Origin of the sequence: Rhodococcus sp. IEGM 1372 (genome assembly GCF_030056835.1) — a bacterium.
Taxonomy (GTDB): Bacteria; Actinomycetota; Actinomycetes; order Mycobacteriales; family Mycobacteriaceae; genus Rhodococcoides.
The window spans coordinates 48,941-64,982 of record NZ_JASHKS010000011.1; the positions used below are offsets into that span (position 1 = coordinate 48,941).

A 16,042-nucleotide genomic window follows, 5' to 3' on the forward strand; every position below is an offset into this window, starting at 1 on the left:
AGCCTTCTTTGTCCCGGTGACGTCCGGCCGGGCAGTCGGTACGGTGTGGCTGTGACCACACCACGCATTCCGTCCGGTACCGCCAGAACCCTCGGACCCATCAACTGGGTCATCTGCAAGGTGATCGCCAAGGGTGCGGGGGTGCCCAATCCGCACTTGTTCACCACCCTCGGGCGCACCGGTGGGCTGTATCGGGCATGGCTGTTCTACAGCGGCCACCTGATGCCCGGCGGGAAGATCTCACGCAAGGAAACCGAAATGGTGATCCTGCGCGTGGCGCACCTGCGCGATTCCGCGTACGAGATGGACCATCACATCCGGCTGGGCAAGCGGGCGGGCATCGACCGGGATCTGCTCGAGCTGATCAAGACCGGACCGGACGCACCGGGACTGTCGACGCGGTATCGGACCATCCTCACTGCGGTCGACGAACTCATCGCCACCAAAATCCTCTCCGACGCGACCTGGAACCAACTCGCCACCCAGTTCGACGAGCGACGACTCATCGAATTCGTCCTGCTGGTCACTCAATACGACGGGTTGGCAACCACTCTCGGCGTTCTGCGAGTGGAGCGGGACTACGGCGACCGGCCTCCGCGACCATGATCGACTCTGCCGAGACCGCATTGCACCGCGCACTCGAGATGATCGAGCCCGAGGTGCTGCGGGGGCTGGCGCGCACCGACGGCGGGTACGTCGAACTCTTGCCGAACGTGCCCGCACCGAATCCGTCGCCGGCCAGCATCGCGATGAACAACCGCGTGGTGGCGGCGATCTACGAGAAGGTGTGGCGCCCGTTCGGTGTATCGATGATGGGCGTCGCCGGCATGTCCATGTCGGCCGAACGTGCGAAAGCCGTTGCCGACCTTCGATTGGACGGCCCGCAACGGGTACTCGATGTCGCGTGCGGCCCGGGCAACTTCACCAGGTTCCTCTCGGAGGCTCTCACCGGTGACGGGCTCGCCGTCGGATTCGACATCTCCGAGGCGATGATCGCCCGCGCCGTGCGAGACAACCGCGGCCCCCGCGCGGCGTACGTGCGGGGAGATGCCGCCCGACTGCCCTATGCCGACGGCGCGTTCGACGCCGTGTGCTGCTACGCCGCTCTGTATCTCGTTCCGCAGCCGATGACGGTGCTGGACGAGCTGATTCGCGTCGTGCGCCCGGGTGGACGGATCGCGATCATGACCAGCTGCGAGCCTCGCCCGGCACCGCTGGGTACCGTCGTCGGCTTCGGAACCGGCCTGGCCGGTGTCAGGATGTTTCCGAAGAACCTGTTCGTCGACGTGTTCGAGGCGTCGGGACTGACCGAGGTCAAGCAGGAGGTACGCGGCCTCGCGCAGTTCGTCAGCGCTACCAATGCCCGCGCAACGGAGAGAATCTAGGTCTTGGGACCGTAGTCGCTGACGATCCACTGACCGTCCTGGTCGGTGACCGTCACCAGCAGGAGATTCGGAACGTTGCCGGGGTCGGGCTGCTGTACGTTCTGTGTCGTCTGCTGCGCGAACACCGCCACCTTGTACTCTCCACCGGATTCGGAATCGATTGCCGCCGAGAGGACCTCACCGGTCGCCACCACCTGGGACTCGTTCATGATCGCGGTGAGTGCTTCCCGGACACCGTCGTACCTGTCCTGCAGTGACTGCGACGCCCCTTGGTCGACTCCTTCGAAGAAGGCGTCGAGGTTGCGGTAGTCGTACGTCAACGACCGTGCGGTGTACTCGGTGGCCGTGTTCAGCGCCATCTGCCGGTCCTGCTCGTGTGCACGTTCGGCTGCCAGATCGCCTGCCGCAGAATGCCACAGCACACCGAACACCACCGCCAGCACTGCCCCCGGTACGGCCGCACCCACGACGGACCACCGGATTCGGCGTCGCCGCGTCGAGTTCTCGGGCGCGGTCGCTGTCTTGTCCTCGGGCACTGCTTCTGTCTTCTTTTCGGATGCATCTACTTCGACCATGAGGGGGTCACTCCAATCAGTTCGGAATCTGGACGGACAGTTTGGCCGGTCCGCCCGGAGGGAAGACGGCCTGCAACATGTCGACGATGGAACCGGTGTCCACTCGCATCGGCTTGATGGGCGCGGTGTACGGCTTCAGAAGCGTTGCGATGAGGGCAAGGTCGGGTGACAGGGGCGTCAGATACTGATCGATCTTCGGGCCGATCTTGCCGAGTGGATCGTCCCAGACGTCCGCGCCGACGTACGAGTAGTCGTTGAAGCCCTCGAGCAGATTGGCCACACCCGAACCCGTCGCACCGACCCACGGCGCCGCGTCGGTCATGACCGGGCCGTAGCCGTAGGCGTTGCGTCCGCCCTGTTGAGCGTTGTCGTAGAGCCTTCGGATCTCACCGCTCTTGTCACGCAGCGTCGCCGACAGATATCGGAAGGCCTCCACCAGGCGATCGACATCGCCTTCGCGACCGTCGACAGCTGCCGACGCGGTCTCGGTCAGCCCCCTCACTGCGTTCGTATCGAGCTGCGCGGCAAGGGAATCACCCAGGCTCAGGGCCTCGCTGACGGTGATCGACGCGCGGACCTGCTCGTTGCCGATCTCGTCCCCGTCCGTCAGGTCGGGACCTCCGGTTCCTCGCGGGCGCAGATCCAGGTACTGCTCCCCGGCAGCGGACAGATTCGCAACGACCACCTCCGAGTCCGCGGGAATTCGATGATCGGCGTCGAGGGCGAGAGTGACGTCGAGCCCGCCCGGAACCACCGCGATGCTCTCGACCCGACCGACGTGGATTCCGCGCGAGGTCACCTGCGAGGTGTCCATCAAACCGCTCGACGTATCCATGTGCACCACAACGCGGTTGGTACTCCGCGTGGGGTTCATGTCCAGGACGCCGACCGTCAGGTAGACGACACCGACAACCGTCATGGCCATCAATGCGAGGAGTGAAACGACTGTGCCCGGCCTCATCGCACGATTCCTATCCCGCGCAGGATCCCGATCATGTCGTCCGCCAGTGCACCGGCTCCGCCATCGGTCGAGACCGAGCGCACTGCGATGTTCGGTGTCGACTCGAAGTAGGGAATCAACCGCTCCCGCAACAGGGTGTTCGCCTTCTCCATGTTCATCGGTACCGAGGAGTCGGAATTGGCGATCGCGATCAGTGCCGGTGAGATCGTCTCGACCGCGCCCTCCAGTTCCGGGTACGGACCGGCGAGAACGTCACCGATGTTCTGCGACATGTACCCAGCGTGAAGATCATGTGCACGACGCTGAAGAGCACATCGGCCAGTCCGTCCGATCGTCTCGGACCGAGTTCGAGGACGCGTTCGACGCCGTCTCGCTGTGTCACGACGGTGTTCGACACCTTCTCCGCCGCTCCGAGGATTCGATCGATCTCGGGGGTGTTGTCGCCGAGGTCGGTCAGTGCGATCCGCGCCGCGTTGTTGACCTTGTCGATCTCCGCCGGATCGGGAGAAATGGCGGCGTTGACGTTGTTCACCGCCTCCTGCAGCTGAACGTAGTGACCACCGGTCACCAGATTCGACACTCCTCGCAGCACGTCCTCGACGTTGTCGGCCGGAACCGTACGTTCGACCGGAATGACATCGCCGTCTCGAAGGTACGGCCCGGCGTCGCCCCCTCCGGCGCGAGTCGAATCCTCCGGCGGTTGCAGCGAGATGTAGATCTCGCCCAGAATCGACGACTGCCGAAGCTCGGCGACGGTGTCGGACGGCAGCTGCACATCGGCGGACAGGTCCACCGTTGCCACGGCGGTCGACCCCACCAACTCGACGGTGTCGAGGACACCCGCGTCGACGCCTTCGACGATCACCTTCGCTTTTTCCGGAAGATTGAGCACGCTCGCGAATTCGATTCGCAAGGAGTACTTGTCGCCTGCCACGTAGCTGCCGGGAATCGGCAGGTCGGCCGGGTCGACGCTGCACCCGGACAGCAGGGCGACACAGCACAGCCCGGTGATCGCGCGCCTCATCGCCATCCCGCCGAACCCAGTATCAGCTGCACCAAACCGACATCTATGACATCGCCTCGTTGCTGGTCCGCCGAACACGTCGGTCTGTACTTGTTGAGCAGAGCGCAGACCTCGTTGGGAGAATTGGTGTCGATCTCGAACTGCGGCGGGTGGTAGATCACCCGACCGCTCCTGGAATCGTTGTCGTACATCGTCATCAAGTTCTCGCCTACGGTCGGCACCTGCGCCAGGATGTCCTTGATATCGCCCACCCGCCCGAGTAGTACGTCGACCACCGGCACCGCTTGGTCGAGAAATGCGTAGACCTTCTCGTCGTACTTCGCGACGTTGCGCGCCAGCGGCGGAATGAATTCGGTGGTCAGAGCGACCGTGGTGCCGAAGGACTGGGTGAACTCCGACAGCGTGATCATCCCCCGCTTCAGATTGTCGAGCAGCTTCGCCACCTCGGGCCAGCTCACCACGAACGTGTCGATCAGGCCGTCGAGGTTGTCGATCAGACGCCGCACGGTGGTGTCCTTGTCGGCAGGATCGCCGACCAGCTGCGCCAGTTGCCGAAGACTGTCGTTGAGCTGGGTGCCGGAGCCGCGGAGCGAATCGTCGACCGAACGCAAGGTGTCGCCGAGGATCTCGTCGTGGTTGCCCTCGGCGTCGGCCGGACCGAGCAGATCCGACGCCAGACCCGACACGGCGTTGAGTGTGTCGCTGATTCCCAGTGGAGTTCTGGTGCGATCCAACGGAATACAACTCGACCGGTCGAACTCGGGACCGTCGATGTAGGGCTGTGTGAATTCCACGTGCCGGTCGGTGACGATCGAATTCGACAGTGTCACGGCCCCCACCTCGGCGGGCAGCCTGAGGCTGTCGTCGATATCCATGGTGACCACCACCGCGGCGTCGCTGTTCTCGATGCGTGTCACCGTTCCGACGACCACACCGAGCATCATGACCGAATTACCCTCGTACAACCCCACCGTGTCGGTGAACTCGGCACACAGCGAGGAGTTGCCCGCACCGGGGTCGATGACCGATGTGGCGGACGCAACCGAACCGACGAGCGTGACTACGACTGCTGCCGCCACGGCGATGCGTACCGATCTGCGTCTCATCAGCACACCCTCCCCGGCAACGGAATGCACACGCCGACACCGACGACCGTGTCCTGCGACTGGTCGATCACGGGACCCTGCCCGCCGCCGATCAGAGCGGCGAGACCGTCCGAGCTTTCCTTCATGGTCGTGATCGCCCCGTCCACGTCACCCAACTGTGCGAAGAGCTTCTGCGTGATCTCCTCGAGTTGGACGATCGACGGCTCCAGCCCCTTCTCGAATGCGACCACGGGACGGTGGAAGAGCTCGAACATTCTCCCGAGCAGGTCGAAAGCACTGACGACCTCGACGCGCTTGTCGCCGAATCCTTTGGTCAGGGTGCCGAGCTCGCGTACGAGTTCGGTGAGCATGACCCGATCGGCGGCCAATGCACCGACGTACTCGTCCGATACGACGAGTCCGCGCTCGAGTTGATCGGACCGCGTCGCGAGCGTGTCGGTGAGCGCAGACAGGTTGTCCACGATCGCGCGAGTGGACTGCGGCTGTTCGCTGACGGCCTTGTCCAACTCGGCCACGGTCTCCCGCAGCGTCGAACCGTCGATGTCGCGAACCAGCGGTGTTGCCGACTCGATCGCGTCGGACAGTTCGTAGGGCAGCTCCACCCGCTCCGGCGGAATCGGTGCCGAGCCGAGCTCGCCGTCACCGTGCGAGGTGAGCATCACGTAGTGACCGCCGATCGGTGTCAACAACTTCACCGTGACGGTCGACGCATCGCCGACGAAAACATCGGAGCGAACGCTGAATTCGACGTCGACATGCGCACCGGCCAGCTCGACCGAGCGCACCGACCCGACCGCGATACCGGCGATCCTCACTTCGTCGCCCGGCTTCACCCCGGCTGCCGAGCCGAACTCCGCGGTGTAGGTCCGCTCGCCGAACGGAATCGTGTACAACGCCGCCGCGATCAGGAGCAGGACCAGAGAGGCCGCGACACCGACCGCGCCCCAGAAGAAGTGGGCTTTGTTCTCCGATTGCTCGTCACGAACGCCCTTGCGTAGTACGCGGCTCATCGGCACACCACCAAATTCTGTCCGCCGAGCACGATCTGCCCGATCCCAGGGATGTCCTGCTGTCCGCGACTGCAAGAGTACGTCTGTGCGCCCGGCTCCGGAATGCTCGCATTGAGTCCGGTCAGCAATCCCGGCGCGAGTGCCAACATCTCGGTCACCTGTTCGGTCTGCGGAAGCATTCGACGCAGTGCCCCGTCGACCGGCGCGTAGCTGTTGTCGTACGCCCGCTCGAGACCCTCCATCAGTCCCACGAACGGTCGCAGCCCGTAATTGGCCTGATCCAGCGACGCGAGCACGCCGTCCATCTGGGTGCTGAGCTTGGAGACCAGACCGTGCAGTTGCTCGAGAAGGTCTGCGACCGAGGCGGATTGGCCGCCGATCGAGTCCGAGATCTGGCCGAGGTTCTCGATCAGCAGCCCGATGATCGATTCACGCTGTACTGCGAATTGGGTGATGCGATCCACGTCGCGCAGGACCGGACCGAGTCCGGACCCATCACCCTGAACCATCCGGAGAATGTTCTCGGTGAACTGATTGAGCTGTGCGGTGTCGAGGGTGTCGAAGATCGGCTCGAAACCGTTGAACAGCTTCGAGATGTCGAAGGACGGAATCGTTCGATCCTTGGAGATGGTTGCCCCGACCGCCAACGGGGCTCCGGTCGCCGAATCCTTCTGCACGAGTTCGACGTACCGCTGCCCCAGAAGATTTTGATACCGAACCGCAGCCTGGGTGTTGGCGAAAATCGGCCGTCGGTCTTCGATCTCGAACTCGACCCGCGCGAGGGCACCGTCGAGTTCGACCGACGACACCTTGCCGATCTGCACCCCGGACATGCGCACGTCGTCGCCCACGTACAAGCCCGACACGTCGTCGAACTCCGCGCCGTAGGACGACAGCGGTCCGCCGACCGGGGTGCGAAGAGCAGCGACGATGATCACCGCACACACCGCGGTCACCGTGAAGAAGACGAGCAGTTTGACCGCGGGGCCCGCTACCTTCTTCATCCGTTCGCCTCCTCTAGTGCGGCAACGGCTCCGGCCAGATTGGGCATGGTTTCGACTATCAGGTCGAGTTGCAGCTGAGGCTTCCCGTCGACGACGGGAAATGCGTCGGAGATACCGTCGAGCACCTGCGGCACTCGGTCGTAGCTGGGTGCCAATGTGCCGATCGACGCGGTGATGGGCACCAGCAGGTCCAGCACGGTGGACAGCAGCTTGGACAGGTTCGGATTGTTCGCCTTCAGCAAGTCGCCCACCGGAATCATCAGCTGATCGCTCAGACCGTCGTTGGCGGCGATGGTTCGCGCTCGGTCGGCGGGTGCCTCGACGTACACGCTCTTGTCCACCACTCCCACCACCAGATCGAGCAAGGGCGGAACCAGGTTGCCGATTCCTTCGCCCAGTTCGGCACCGCGATGCAGCTTCCAGGCCAGCGGGTCGATCTGGTTGTTCGCCATCATCTGAGCAGTCTCGAAGTACGGCTTCAGGTTTCGACTCACCTCGACGGAAGTGTTCGCGATGAGGTCCAAGAGGTGGTCCACCTGCTCGGTGTCGAGAACCTCGGTGAGGTCGGCGACTCGCCGGAAGACTCCGGTCACCGTTGCGCCTCGCAGGTCTTTCGACACTTCGAGGGTCGAGTTGTCGGCCAGGGGTGCACCCGTGCCGTCGGAGACCAGTTCTATTGCAGTGGAACCGAATACGTTGGACGACGAGAATTGAGCCTGCATGGTGTCGGTGAGCTCGCCCGCCTGGCTCGGATCGATCTCCAGTTGCAGCCGCTGCCGTCCGAAACCGACGGTCTCGATGTCGTCGACCGTGCCGATGGACAGACCACGGAACTTCACCTCCGAACCGGGCGTCAGACCGTCCCCGACCGATGCTGCGTCGAGTGTCAGCTCGAAGGGCGAATCGAAGGCCCCGCGTGCGTAGGCGGTGAGGCCGCCCGCGAACACTGCCATGGCAACGGCCACCGCCAGCCCGCGCAGGCGTAGCGTGGCCGGCCCGGCCGATCGTCCCGTCAGATCGTCGAAAACCGCCATCTCTACCCCGAAATCCTTATGCCCGAGTCGAATCCCCACAGGACGAGCGTCATGATCATGTCCAGTACCACCACGGCAACGAGGCTGGCCCTGATGGCGCGGCCCGAGGCGCGCCCGACTCCCTCCGGGCCGCCCGAGGCGTAGTAACCCTGATAGCCGTGGATCAGGATGATCGTCACGACGAACACCGCGGCCTTCAGGAGCGAGAACAGCACGTCGACCGGCTGCAGAAAGGCACTGAAGTAGTGGTCGTAGGTGCCCGAGGACTGTCCGCCGACAACGCGAACCACCACGGCACACGACAGGTAGCTCAGAATGAGGGTCAGCAGGTAGAGCGGCACGATCGTGACGATTCCCGCGATCACCCTGGTGGTCACGACGAAGGGCATCGACTGAATCCCTTGAGCTTCGAGGGCGTCGATCTCTTCCGAGATGCGCATCGCCCCGATCTCGGCCGTCATCCGACAGCCCGCCTGCGTCGCGAATCCGATGGCCGCGATCATCGGGGCCAGCTCGCGGGTGCTCGCGTACGCGGAGATGAATCCGGTCAACGGCTCCATTCCCACCATGCCGAGGGAGTTGAATCCTTCGATCCCGACGGACGCACCCACCGCAACCCCCAGCACGACCAGGACCGACACGGTTCCGCCACCGACGATCAATCTTCCACTGCCCCAGGTGATGTCGCTGAGGATGAGCAGCATCTGACGCCGATAGGAGCGGACGGTATGGGGTATCGCGGCGAGAACCTTGACGCAGAACGTCAGTTGATGGCCCAGCATTTCGAGTACGTCGAACGGCCTGCGCCCGAGGTATCTCGCACCACGGGTGAGGTGAGCGGTGCCGTGCACGGTGTACCGCGAGGGAGTTGCCATCTCAGCCCAACTTCTGCGGCATGAACATCGCAACCAACTGCGTGATCACGACGTTGACGGTGAATGCGGACACCACACCGAGCACGACGGACGCGTTGACCGCGTTGGCTACCCCGCGCGGTCCGTGGGCGGCGGACAACCCTCGCTGGCAGGCCACGATGATGACGATGACCCCGAATATCTCGGTCTTCACCAGGGCGACGACCAGATCCGTCACCGAGGCGAAGGACGCGAACGAGCTGATGTAGCTACCGGGCGTCCCACTCTGAAAACCGACGTTGATCGCATAGCCCGCGGCCAGTCCCATGAAGATGATGAGGATGCACAAAAACGGTGCCACCAGGAGGATGGCGGCCAGCCGTGGTGTGACCAGCCGGCGAACCGGGTCGATTCCCATGGTCGACATCGCGTCGATCTCGTCCCGGATGGTGCGCGCACCCAGATCGTCTGCCACTGCTGCGCCTGCTGCACCGCCCAACAGCAGTGCCGCGACGATCGGTGCGCCCTGGCGGATTACCCCGAGGCCACCCGCGGCTCCGGCGATGGACGTCGCACCGATCTGATCGGTGAGACTGCCGACCTGAACGGACACGATGACGCCGAACGGAATGGATACCAGTATTGCCGGCACCACCGTGACGGTGACGACGAACCAGGCCTGATCGATGGTGTCGCGCCAGGGATGTCGCAGTGTGAGGATGTCGCGGACGAGGTGGACGAAGGCCAGTACGCCCAGCTCCAGAGTTCGCCCGAAAGTCCGGAATCCACCGGCAACTCCGTCGCTGACGCGTGCGAGCGTCGATGTCGGCGACGACAATTCCCCACCCCCCGGCTTCCTGTTCAGCGCGACTCCCCCGCGCAGGAACGGAAATTACCAGCCGACCGTCGACCAAGTGACGTTTCTTCACTTACCGAGCTATGACAAGTCACAGACTTCGCCAGGCCGCGTGAAGGTTCAGAGAAGCGACCGGGCCGAGGGGCACCGACGACAACGGCGGCGACCACCGAAGTGGTCGCCGCCGTTGGTTCTCGAGGTGAAGATCAGAAGTTGATCATGTGCCCTGCGAGGCCGTGGATCGCTTCCTGCAGTGCCTCCGACAGCGTCGGGTGCGTGTGGACGTTGCGGGCCAGTTCGTTGACCGTGAGGTCCCACTTCTGGGCCAGGGTCAGCTCGGGCAGCAGCTCGGAGACGTCCGGTCCGATGAGGTGTCCGCCGAGCAGTTCGCCGTGCTCGGTGTCGGCGATGAGCTTGACGAAGCCGGTGGCGTCGCCCAGTCCGTGTGCCTTGCCGTTGGCGGCGAACGGGAAGTTCGCGACCTTGATGTCGGAACCGCGGGCCTGCGCCTCTTCGCGGGCCTGGTCCTCGGTGAGTCCGAAGCTCGCGACCTGCGGCTGACAGAACGTCGCACGCGGCATCATGCGGTAGTCGTCGATCGGCAATGTCTCTGCGCCGCCGATGGTTTCGGCCGCGACGACAGCCTGCGCCTCGGCCACGTGGGCGAGCTGGAGCTTGGCCGTGACGTCGCCGATGGCGTAGATGTGCGGGACGTTGGTCTGCATGGTGTTCGTGATGCCGATGGCACCGCGATCGGTGAGCTCCACGCCGGTCTTCTCGAGGCCGAATCCTTCGACGCGGGGCGCGAATCCGACGGACTGCATCACCTTGTCGACGGTGAAGGTCTCGCTCTCACCGGACTTGTTGTGCTTGATCGCGACGGTGACCTTGGAGCCGTCGTCGTCGATGCTCTGCACGCCCGCGCCGGTGATGACCTTGACGCCGAGCTTCTTGTACTGCTTCTCGATTTCCTTCGAGACGTCCTTGTCCTCGTTGGGCAGCGCGCGATCGAGGAACTCGACGATGGTGACGTCGACGCCGTAGTTCTTGAGCACGTACCCGAACTCCATGCCGATCGCACCGGCACCGACGATGAGGATCGAACCCGGCAGATCCTTGGTCATGATCTGCTCTTCGTACGTGACGACGTTCTTGCTCAGTTCGGTTCCCGGGAGCAGCTTGGTGGTGCTGCCGGTCGCGATGATCGCGTTGTCGAACGTGATCGTCTCGGTGCCACCCTTGGTCAGCTCGACCTCGATGGTGTTGGCATCGGTGAACGTGCCCTTGCCGTCGTACTCGGGGATCTTGTTCTTCTTCATCAGGAAGTGAATGCCCTTGACGCGGCCGTCGGCGACCTTGCGGCTGCGATCGAACGCTGCGCCGAAGTCGAAGGACGCTTCACCCGAAATACCGAACAGCTTCGCCTCTTTGGTGAAGAGGTGCGCCAGCTCGGCGTTACGGAGAAGTGCCTTCGAGGGGATGCAGCCCACGTTCAGGCACACACCGCCCCAGTACTTCTTCTCGATGATGGCAGTGCTGAGTCCGAGTTGTGCCGCGCGGATAGCAGCGACGTACCCACCGGGACCGGCTCCGAGGACAACGACGTCATAGTGTGAGGTCACGAGTCCCCAGCGTAGTCGTGACCTCCGACGCTGTCTCGACCTGGTCTTCGTTACCAGCCGGTAGCCACGCGAGCGCCGACCGACCCGACGGCGCATCTGCTGCTAGAACTGTGGAATGGCAATCTCGGACGACCCGTACCTCTGGCTCGAAGACGTCACCGGCGAGGAGGCCCTCGATTGGGTTCGCACCCGCAACGGAGTGACCGTCGAGGAACTGGCCGGAGACGAGTTCGATGCCACCGAGTCCCGCATCCGCGAGGTACTCGACACCGACGCCCGCATTCCGTACGCCCGTCGTCGTGGGCAGTTCCTGTACAACTTCTGGCGCGACGCCGAACACGTCCGCGGCCTGTGGCGTCGAACGACGATGGACGAGTACCGAACCGAGAATCCGGTGTGGGACGTGCTGCTCGATCTCGATGCGCTGGCCGGCAGCGAGGACGAGAACTGGGTGTGGGGTGGCGCGCAGGTGCTGCGTCCCGACCAACGACTGGCACTGGTGACGCTCTCCCGCGGCGGGGCCGACGCGACGGTGGTCCGTGAGTTCGATCTCGACTCCCGCACCTTTCGCGCCCCGGAGGACGGCGGATTCGCCCTACCGGAGGCCAAGACCGACATCGGTTGGATCGACGCCGACACCGTCTTCGTCGGAACGGATTTCGGGCCCGGTTCACTGACCGAATCGGGCTATCCGCGTATCACCAAGCGGTGGCATCGCGGCACCCCGCTCGCCGACGCCGAGACCGTGTACGAGGGTGCAGCACAGGACATCTCGATCTCCGCCTGGCACGACCGGACCCCCGGCTTCGAGCGCGACTTCGTCCAGCGTGCCACCGACTTCTACAACTCCGAGACCTACGTGCTGGACGGTTCGGCCCTCACCCGGATCCTGACGCCGACGGACGCGTCGACCTCGGTCCACGAGAACTGGTTGCTGATCCGCACGATGACGCCGTGGACGGTCCGCGACCGAACCTATCCGGCCGGCGCGCTGCTCGCTGCGGATTTCGACGAGTTCGTCTCCGGCACAATCGCTCTCACGGTTCTCTTCGCCCCGGACGCGCACACGTCACTGCACCAGTACGCGTGGACCGAGAATCACCTGCTGCTGGTGACGCTGCAGGACGTACGGACGAAATTGCACGTGCTGACCCCCGGCGCGAAGGAGTGGGACGTCAGCACGATCGACGGGCTGTCGGACCTGACGTCCACCGAGATCGTCGGCACCGACGCCGAGGAGAACGGTGACGAGTACTTCCTCTCGTCGTCCGGCTACCTGACACCGGCGACACTGCTGGTCGGCACGGTGGGCGGCGAGCTCGAAGTCCTCAAACAGGCTCCGGCGTTCTTCGACGCCGACGGCCTGACGGTGGAGCAGTTCTTCGCCCGGTCCGACGACGGTACCGACATCCCGTACTTCGTCGTCCGACGCGCGGATTCCGGACCCGGACCGACATTGCTCTACGGTTACGGCGGCTTCGAGATCTCGATGACGCCCGGCTACAGCGGTGCAACCGGACGCGCGTGGCTCGAACGTGGTGGCACCTACGTCGTTGCCAACATCCGCGGCGGCGGCGAGTACGGACCGTCGTGGCACACCCAGGTACTGCGCGCCGGACGCCATCTGGTGCACGAGGACTTCGCCGCTGTCGCACGCGACCTCGTCACCCGAGGCATCACCACCACCGAACAGTTGGCCGCTCAGGGCGGCAGCAACGGCGGCCTGTTGATGGGCATCATGGTGACGAAGTACCCGGAACTGTTCGGCGCGTTGGTATGTCAGGTCCCACTGCTGGACATGAAGCGGTACCACCTGCTGCTCACGGGCGCGTCCTGGGTGGCCGAGTACGGCAACCCCGACGACCCGGACGAGTGGGAGTTCATCTCGCAGTACTCCCCGTACCAGAACGTGGTCGCCGCATCCGAGCGTCGGTATCCGCCGATTCTGATCGCCACGTCCACCCGCGACGATCGCGTCCATCCGGGACACGCACGCAAGATGGCCGCTCGGTTGGCCGAACTCGGTCAGGACGTGAGCTACTACGAGAACATCGAAGGTGGGCACGGCGGGGCGTCGGACAATGCGCAGTTGGCGTTCAAGACGGCATTGACCTACGAATTTCTGTGGCGGCACCTCGCTCGCAGCTGATGCTCAGCCGGCGAGCGCGTCCTCGAACATCGGCCAGGAATCGTGCAGGTCGTCCTGCCAGTAGCCCCACGAGTGGGTGCCGCGCTCACGCAACTCGAAGTGGGCCGGGATGTCGAGCTGTTCGAGGGCCGTCTTCAGCCTTCGAGTGCAGTCTCCGGTCGCCACCTCGATGGCACCGCCCACAACCATCTGGTTGAGCAACACGAAGCCGGGCCCGTTGGGATTGGTGCCGTCGAGGGTGTCCGATGCCCCGGCCAGTCCGCTGCCGTTGGAGACGTACAGCGCTGTGCCACGCAGCTTTTCGGCGTTGACCACCGCATCGTTGCGTACCCAGTCCTGATGGTCGTCCGGCCCCCACATGTTCGTCACGTTCGCGCCGAGCGCCATGGACACGACGGTCTTGACGTATGCCCGCCCCAACGGGTCGGTGGTCGACGCGCATCCGCTGTAGGAACCGACGGCTCGATACAGCCCCTGGTGGTGAGCGGCGAGGTTCAGGACCGAGGTCGCAGCCATCGAGATACCTGCAATCGCGTTGCGGCCGTTGGTATCCAACAGATCGTCGACGAGCGGCGGCAGTTCGGCTGTGAGGAACGTTTCCCACTGATTGCGTCCGAGCCTCGGATCGTCGTGCTGCCAGTCCGTGTAGTAGGAGTAGGCCCCGCCGACGGGAGTCACCACGTTGACGTTCTTGTCGGCGAAGAACGACACGACGTCGGTCTGGGTGTACCAGTCCATTCCGTCGAGTCCGCCGCCCGCGCCGTTGAGCAGGTACAGAGTGGGGCTCGGAGTCGTCCGATCAGGAGATCGCAGGATCTTGAGTGGGATCGTTCGGTTCATCGCGGCGGAGTGGACGAACGCCGTCATGGCGGTGTCGTCGGCCACCTCGGTGCGCACCACGTACGACTCCGTCGGACCGGCCCCCGAGTCGGCCGGGGCCGCGGAGGCGTGTGGGTGCGCTACTGCCGCGACGCATGCCACCACGCACAGGACGACGACTCTGCGCAGCGCACGCGATCGGCGACACAGCTCCCCACCACCGATTCGACCTACCGAATCCCCCTGGCCGTTCATAGTCGTGCTCACTATCGTCGTCGAACAATTGCTGGTTCAAAAACTTCCTACACCAAAACGAACCGAAAGTAGGTAGAAATGACGAATAGCGTGTGAAACGACCAAAAGTTGGTTCGTGCGAATTACCTGTGCATCCACTCCGCAACGAGGTCGGCGACCGCCGTGGGGTTACGGATCCAACCGTTGTGCCCGAGCGGCTCGTCGACGTGTACCGAGGTGACATCGGCACGGGCGAGCTTGCGTACGAGGTTGTCCATCGAGCCGCGAGGCGCGAGGTCGTCGCCCTCGATGGTCACCGCCAGCACCGGCAGCGTCAGACGGCCCATCCGTTCCTCGTAGTCCATGTCGGCCCCAGCAGGCTCGATCGACCCACTGCGCGCGAACCGGGACCAATCGTCGATCAGAACCCGCGACTGCCGACCGAATCCGCCGATGCCGATGCGATCCCCCGGCCAGAACCCGGCGATGTTGCTGGTGATCGCCATCGCCGCCGCGCCCACGTACAGCGGTACACCGCGGGTCGTACCGAAACCGCGGTGATACGGCGAGCCCGACGCCACCAGGATCAATCCGCCGAGCCTGCCCCTGATGCGCGCGGCGTACATCGAGCCGAGCTGCCCACCCATGCTGTGCCCGAGCAAGTACGGCGTCGCCTCCGGGAACTGCTCGCGAACCACCTCGAAGATCGCCGGTAAGTCGACCGATACCAGCTCCTGGTACCCGTACCGACTCGCCGAACTCGGCTTGGGCACACTGTCTCCCTGGCCCCGCAGGTCACCGATCGCGGCGTGGAAACCGCGCGCGACGAGCGCCTCGGCGAACAGTCGGTAGTAACCACCGGGAATGCCGAGGCCGGGAAGAACGACGATGACGGGTGCATCGTCGCGGCCTTCACCGGGGAACAGTGAGACCGGCACCGTCGAACCGTCGGGCATCTGAATCGGAACCGTCTGCATCGGGCAACCCTATGCCGAGGACTCACCGGCCCGCCCCGACGCCCCTGGGGACCGAACCGCTACCGAATCATCGAGTCTTGCAGGACTTCTCGACCGATCCAACTACTTCGAACCACGAAAGCCGGGCCCGACGTCGCGTCGAGCCCGGCTCATGGTCGTGGGTCAGGTGGGCAGACCGGGGATCTCGATGGTGCCCGAGCCGCTACCTTCCGAGCTGCCCAGCGCGAGCAGCTGAAGCAAGATCGCGAGCAATTCCATGAATTCTCCTTGAAGAGAGTGGGATTCGATGCCGAACCGGCATCACGAATACCGCGCCGATGTCGCGGGTGGACCTTGCTGGAGGCTCCGACCGGGTGCTCACGAATCCGAGGCCGACGGTGCGGAACCGAGGTACGTCAGTCCGAAGAGGAACTGATACCGGAGAACAGCTGG

At 64.3% G+C, this 16,042-nt stretch carries 16 protein-coding genes; 3 read left to right on the top strand and 13 right to left on the bottom strand.

From position 1 onward, the window contains the following. Positions 1–45: 45 nt before the first annotated feature. Complete coding sequence (locus tag QM590_RS12320) at positions 46–606, top strand: carboxymuconolactone decarboxylase family protein (RefSeq protein WP_269595107.1); 561 nt, start codon at positions 46–48, stop codon at positions 604–606. Continuing rightward, the gene (locus tag QM590_RS12325; RefSeq protein WP_269595106.1) at positions 603–1,385 is read left to right on the top strand and encodes a class I SAM-dependent methyltransferase; all 783 of its coding nucleotides are present in this window, start codon (positions 603–605) and stop codon (positions 1,383–1,385) included. The genes QM590_RS12320 and QM590_RS12325 overlap by 4 nt, the downstream gene beginning before the upstream one ends. Here the strand turns inward: QM590_RS12325 and QM590_RS12330 are convergent. From QM590_RS12330 to lpdA, 11 genes are all read right to left on the bottom strand, one after another. Beyond that, entirely contained in the window at positions 1,382–1,960 is a 579-nt protein-coding gene (locus tag QM590_RS12330; protein WP_269595105.1) for a hypothetical protein, read from the bottom strand. The two genes, QM590_RS12325 and QM590_RS12330, sit on opposite strands and share 4 nt — an antisense overlap. Positions 1,961–1,976: 16 nt before the next feature. Beyond that, complete coding sequence (locus QM590_RS12335; protein ID WP_269595104.1) at positions 1,977–2,921, bottom strand: MlaD family protein; 945 nt, start codon at positions 2,919–2,921, stop codon at positions 1,977–1,979. Then, on the bottom strand, positions 2,918–3,193 hold the full coding sequence (locus tag QM590_RS12340; RefSeq protein ID WP_269595103.1) for a hypothetical protein: 276 nt from the start codon (positions 3,191–3,193) through the stop codon (positions 2,918–2,920). The genes QM590_RS12335 and QM590_RS12340 overlap by 4 nt, the downstream gene beginning before the upstream one ends. Next, positions 3,112–3,951, bottom strand: a complete 840-nt coding sequence (locus QM590_RS12345) for an MlaD family protein (RefSeq protein ID WP_269595102.1) — start codon at positions 3,949–3,951, stop codon at positions 3,112–3,114. Before QM590_RS12345 ends, QM590_RS12340 begins: the two co-directional genes overlap by 82 nt. Beyond that, positions 3,942–5,051, bottom strand: a complete 1,110-nt coding sequence (locus QM590_RS12350; protein ID WP_269595101.1) for an MCE family protein — start codon at positions 5,049–5,051, stop codon at positions 3,942–3,944. Before QM590_RS12350 ends, QM590_RS12345 begins: the two co-directional genes overlap by 10 nt. Further along, positions 5,051–6,061, bottom strand: coding sequence for an MlaD family protein (locus QM590_RS12355; protein WP_269595100.1), 1,011 nt, complete (start codon positions 6,059–6,061; stop codon positions 5,051–5,053). Before QM590_RS12355 ends, QM590_RS12350 begins: the two co-directional genes overlap by 1 nt. Continuing rightward, entirely contained in the window at positions 6,058–7,065 is a 1,008-nt protein-coding gene (locus QM590_RS12360; protein WP_269595099.1) for an MlaD family protein, read from the bottom strand. Before QM590_RS12360 ends, QM590_RS12355 begins: the two co-directional genes overlap by 4 nt. Next, a complete protein-coding gene (locus tag QM590_RS12365; protein ID WP_269595098.1) occupies positions 7,062–8,099 on the bottom strand; it encodes an MlaD family protein in 1,038 nt (345 codons plus the stop codon). Before QM590_RS12365 ends, QM590_RS12360 begins: the two co-directional genes overlap by 4 nt. A gap of 2 nt (positions 8,100–8,101) precedes the next feature. Beyond that, positions 8,102–8,881, bottom strand: coding sequence for an ABC transporter permease (locus QM590_RS12370; protein ID WP_269595149.1), 780 nt, complete (start codon positions 8,879–8,881; stop codon positions 8,102–8,104). Between the two features lie 94 nt (positions 8,882–8,975). Beyond that, complete coding sequence (locus tag QM590_RS12375; protein ID WP_269595097.1) at positions 8,976–9,791, bottom strand: MlaE family ABC transporter permease; 816 nt, start codon at positions 9,789–9,791, stop codon at positions 8,976–8,978. A 224-nt stretch (positions 9,792–10,015) separates the two neighbouring features. Continuing rightward, positions 10,016–11,431 carry a dihydrolipoyl dehydrogenase gene (gene lpdA / locus QM590_RS12380; RefSeq protein ID WP_037186801.1) on the bottom strand — a complete coding sequence of 472 codons (1,416 nt, stop codon included), beginning with the start codon at positions 11,429–11,431 and terminating at the stop codon, positions 10,016–10,018. 115 nt (positions 11,432–11,546) lie between these two features. Between lpdA and QM590_RS12385 the strand changes: the two genes are divergently transcribed. After that, positions 11,547–13,580, top strand: a complete 2,034-nt coding sequence (locus tag QM590_RS12385) for a prolyl oligopeptidase family serine peptidase (protein ID WP_269595096.1) — start codon at positions 11,547–11,549, stop codon at positions 13,578–13,580. Between the two features lie 3 nt (positions 13,581–13,583). On the opposite strand, the gene QM590_RS12390 is transcribed toward QM590_RS12385, so the two are convergent. After that, positions 13,584–14,654, bottom strand: a complete 1,071-nt coding sequence (locus tag QM590_RS12390; RefSeq protein ID WP_269595095.1) for an alpha/beta hydrolase — start codon at positions 14,652–14,654, stop codon at positions 13,584–13,586. Between the two features lie 122 nt (positions 14,655–14,776). Continuing rightward, on the bottom strand, positions 14,777–15,610 hold the full coding sequence (locus tag QM590_RS12395) for an alpha/beta hydrolase family protein (protein WP_094668700.1): 834 nt from the start codon (positions 15,608–15,610) through the stop codon (positions 14,777–14,779). Positions 15,611–16,042: the final 432 nt, after the last annotated feature.

What these genes read in the sequence shown, in the direction of transcription:
- QM590_RS12325 (WP_269595106.1), top strand. Translation starts at nt 603, where the DNA reads ATGATCGACTCTGCCGAGACCGCATTGCACCGCGCACTCGAGATGATC.
- QM590_RS12330 (WP_269595105.1), bottom strand. Translation starts at nt 1,960, where the DNA reads ATGGTCGAAGTAGATGCATCCGAAAAGAAGACAGAAGCAGTGCCCGAG.
- QM590_RS12335 (WP_269595104.1), bottom strand. Translation starts at nt 2,921, where the DNA reads ATGAGGCCGGGCACAGTCGTTTCACTCCTCGCATTGATGGCCATGACG.
- QM590_RS12340 (WP_269595103.1), bottom strand. Translation starts at nt 3,193, where the DNA reads ATGTCGCAGAACATCGGTGACGTTCTCGCCGGTCCGTACCCGGAACTG.
- QM590_RS12345 (WP_269595102.1), bottom strand. Translation starts at nt 3,951, where the DNA reads ATGGCGATGAGGCGCGCGATCACCGGGCTGTGCTGTGTCGCCCTGCTG.
- QM590_RS12350 (WP_269595101.1), bottom strand. Translation starts at nt 5,051, where the DNA reads ATGAGACGCAGATCGGTACGCATCGCCGTGGCGGCAGCAGTCGTAGTC.
- QM590_RS12355 (WP_269595100.1), bottom strand. Translation starts at nt 6,061, where the DNA reads ATGAGCCGCGTACTACGCAAGGGCGTTCGTGACGAGCAATCGGAGAAC.
- QM590_RS12360 (WP_269595099.1), bottom strand. Translation starts at nt 7,065, where the DNA reads ATGAAGAAGGTAGCGGGCCCCGCGGTCAAACTGCTCGTCTTCTTCACG.
- QM590_RS12365 (WP_269595098.1), bottom strand. Translation starts at nt 8,099, where the DNA reads ATGGCGGTTTTCGACGATCTGACGGGACGATCGGCCGGGCCGGCCACG.
- QM590_RS12370 (WP_269595149.1), bottom strand. Translation starts at nt 8,881, where the DNA reads ATGCTGGGCCATCAACTGACGTTCTGCGTCAAGGTTCTCGCCGCGATA.
- QM590_RS12385 (WP_269595096.1), top strand. Translation starts at nt 11,547, where the DNA reads ATGGCAATCTCGGACGACCCGTACCTCTGGCTCGAAGACGTCACCGGC.
- QM590_RS12390 (WP_269595095.1), bottom strand. Translation starts at nt 14,654, where the DNA reads ATGAACGGCCAGGGGGATTCGGTAGGTCGAATCGGTGGTGGGGAGCTG.
- QM590_RS12395 (WP_094668700.1), bottom strand. Translation starts at nt 15,610, where the DNA reads ATGCAGACGGTTCCGATTCAGATGCCCGACGGTTCGACGGTGCCGGTC.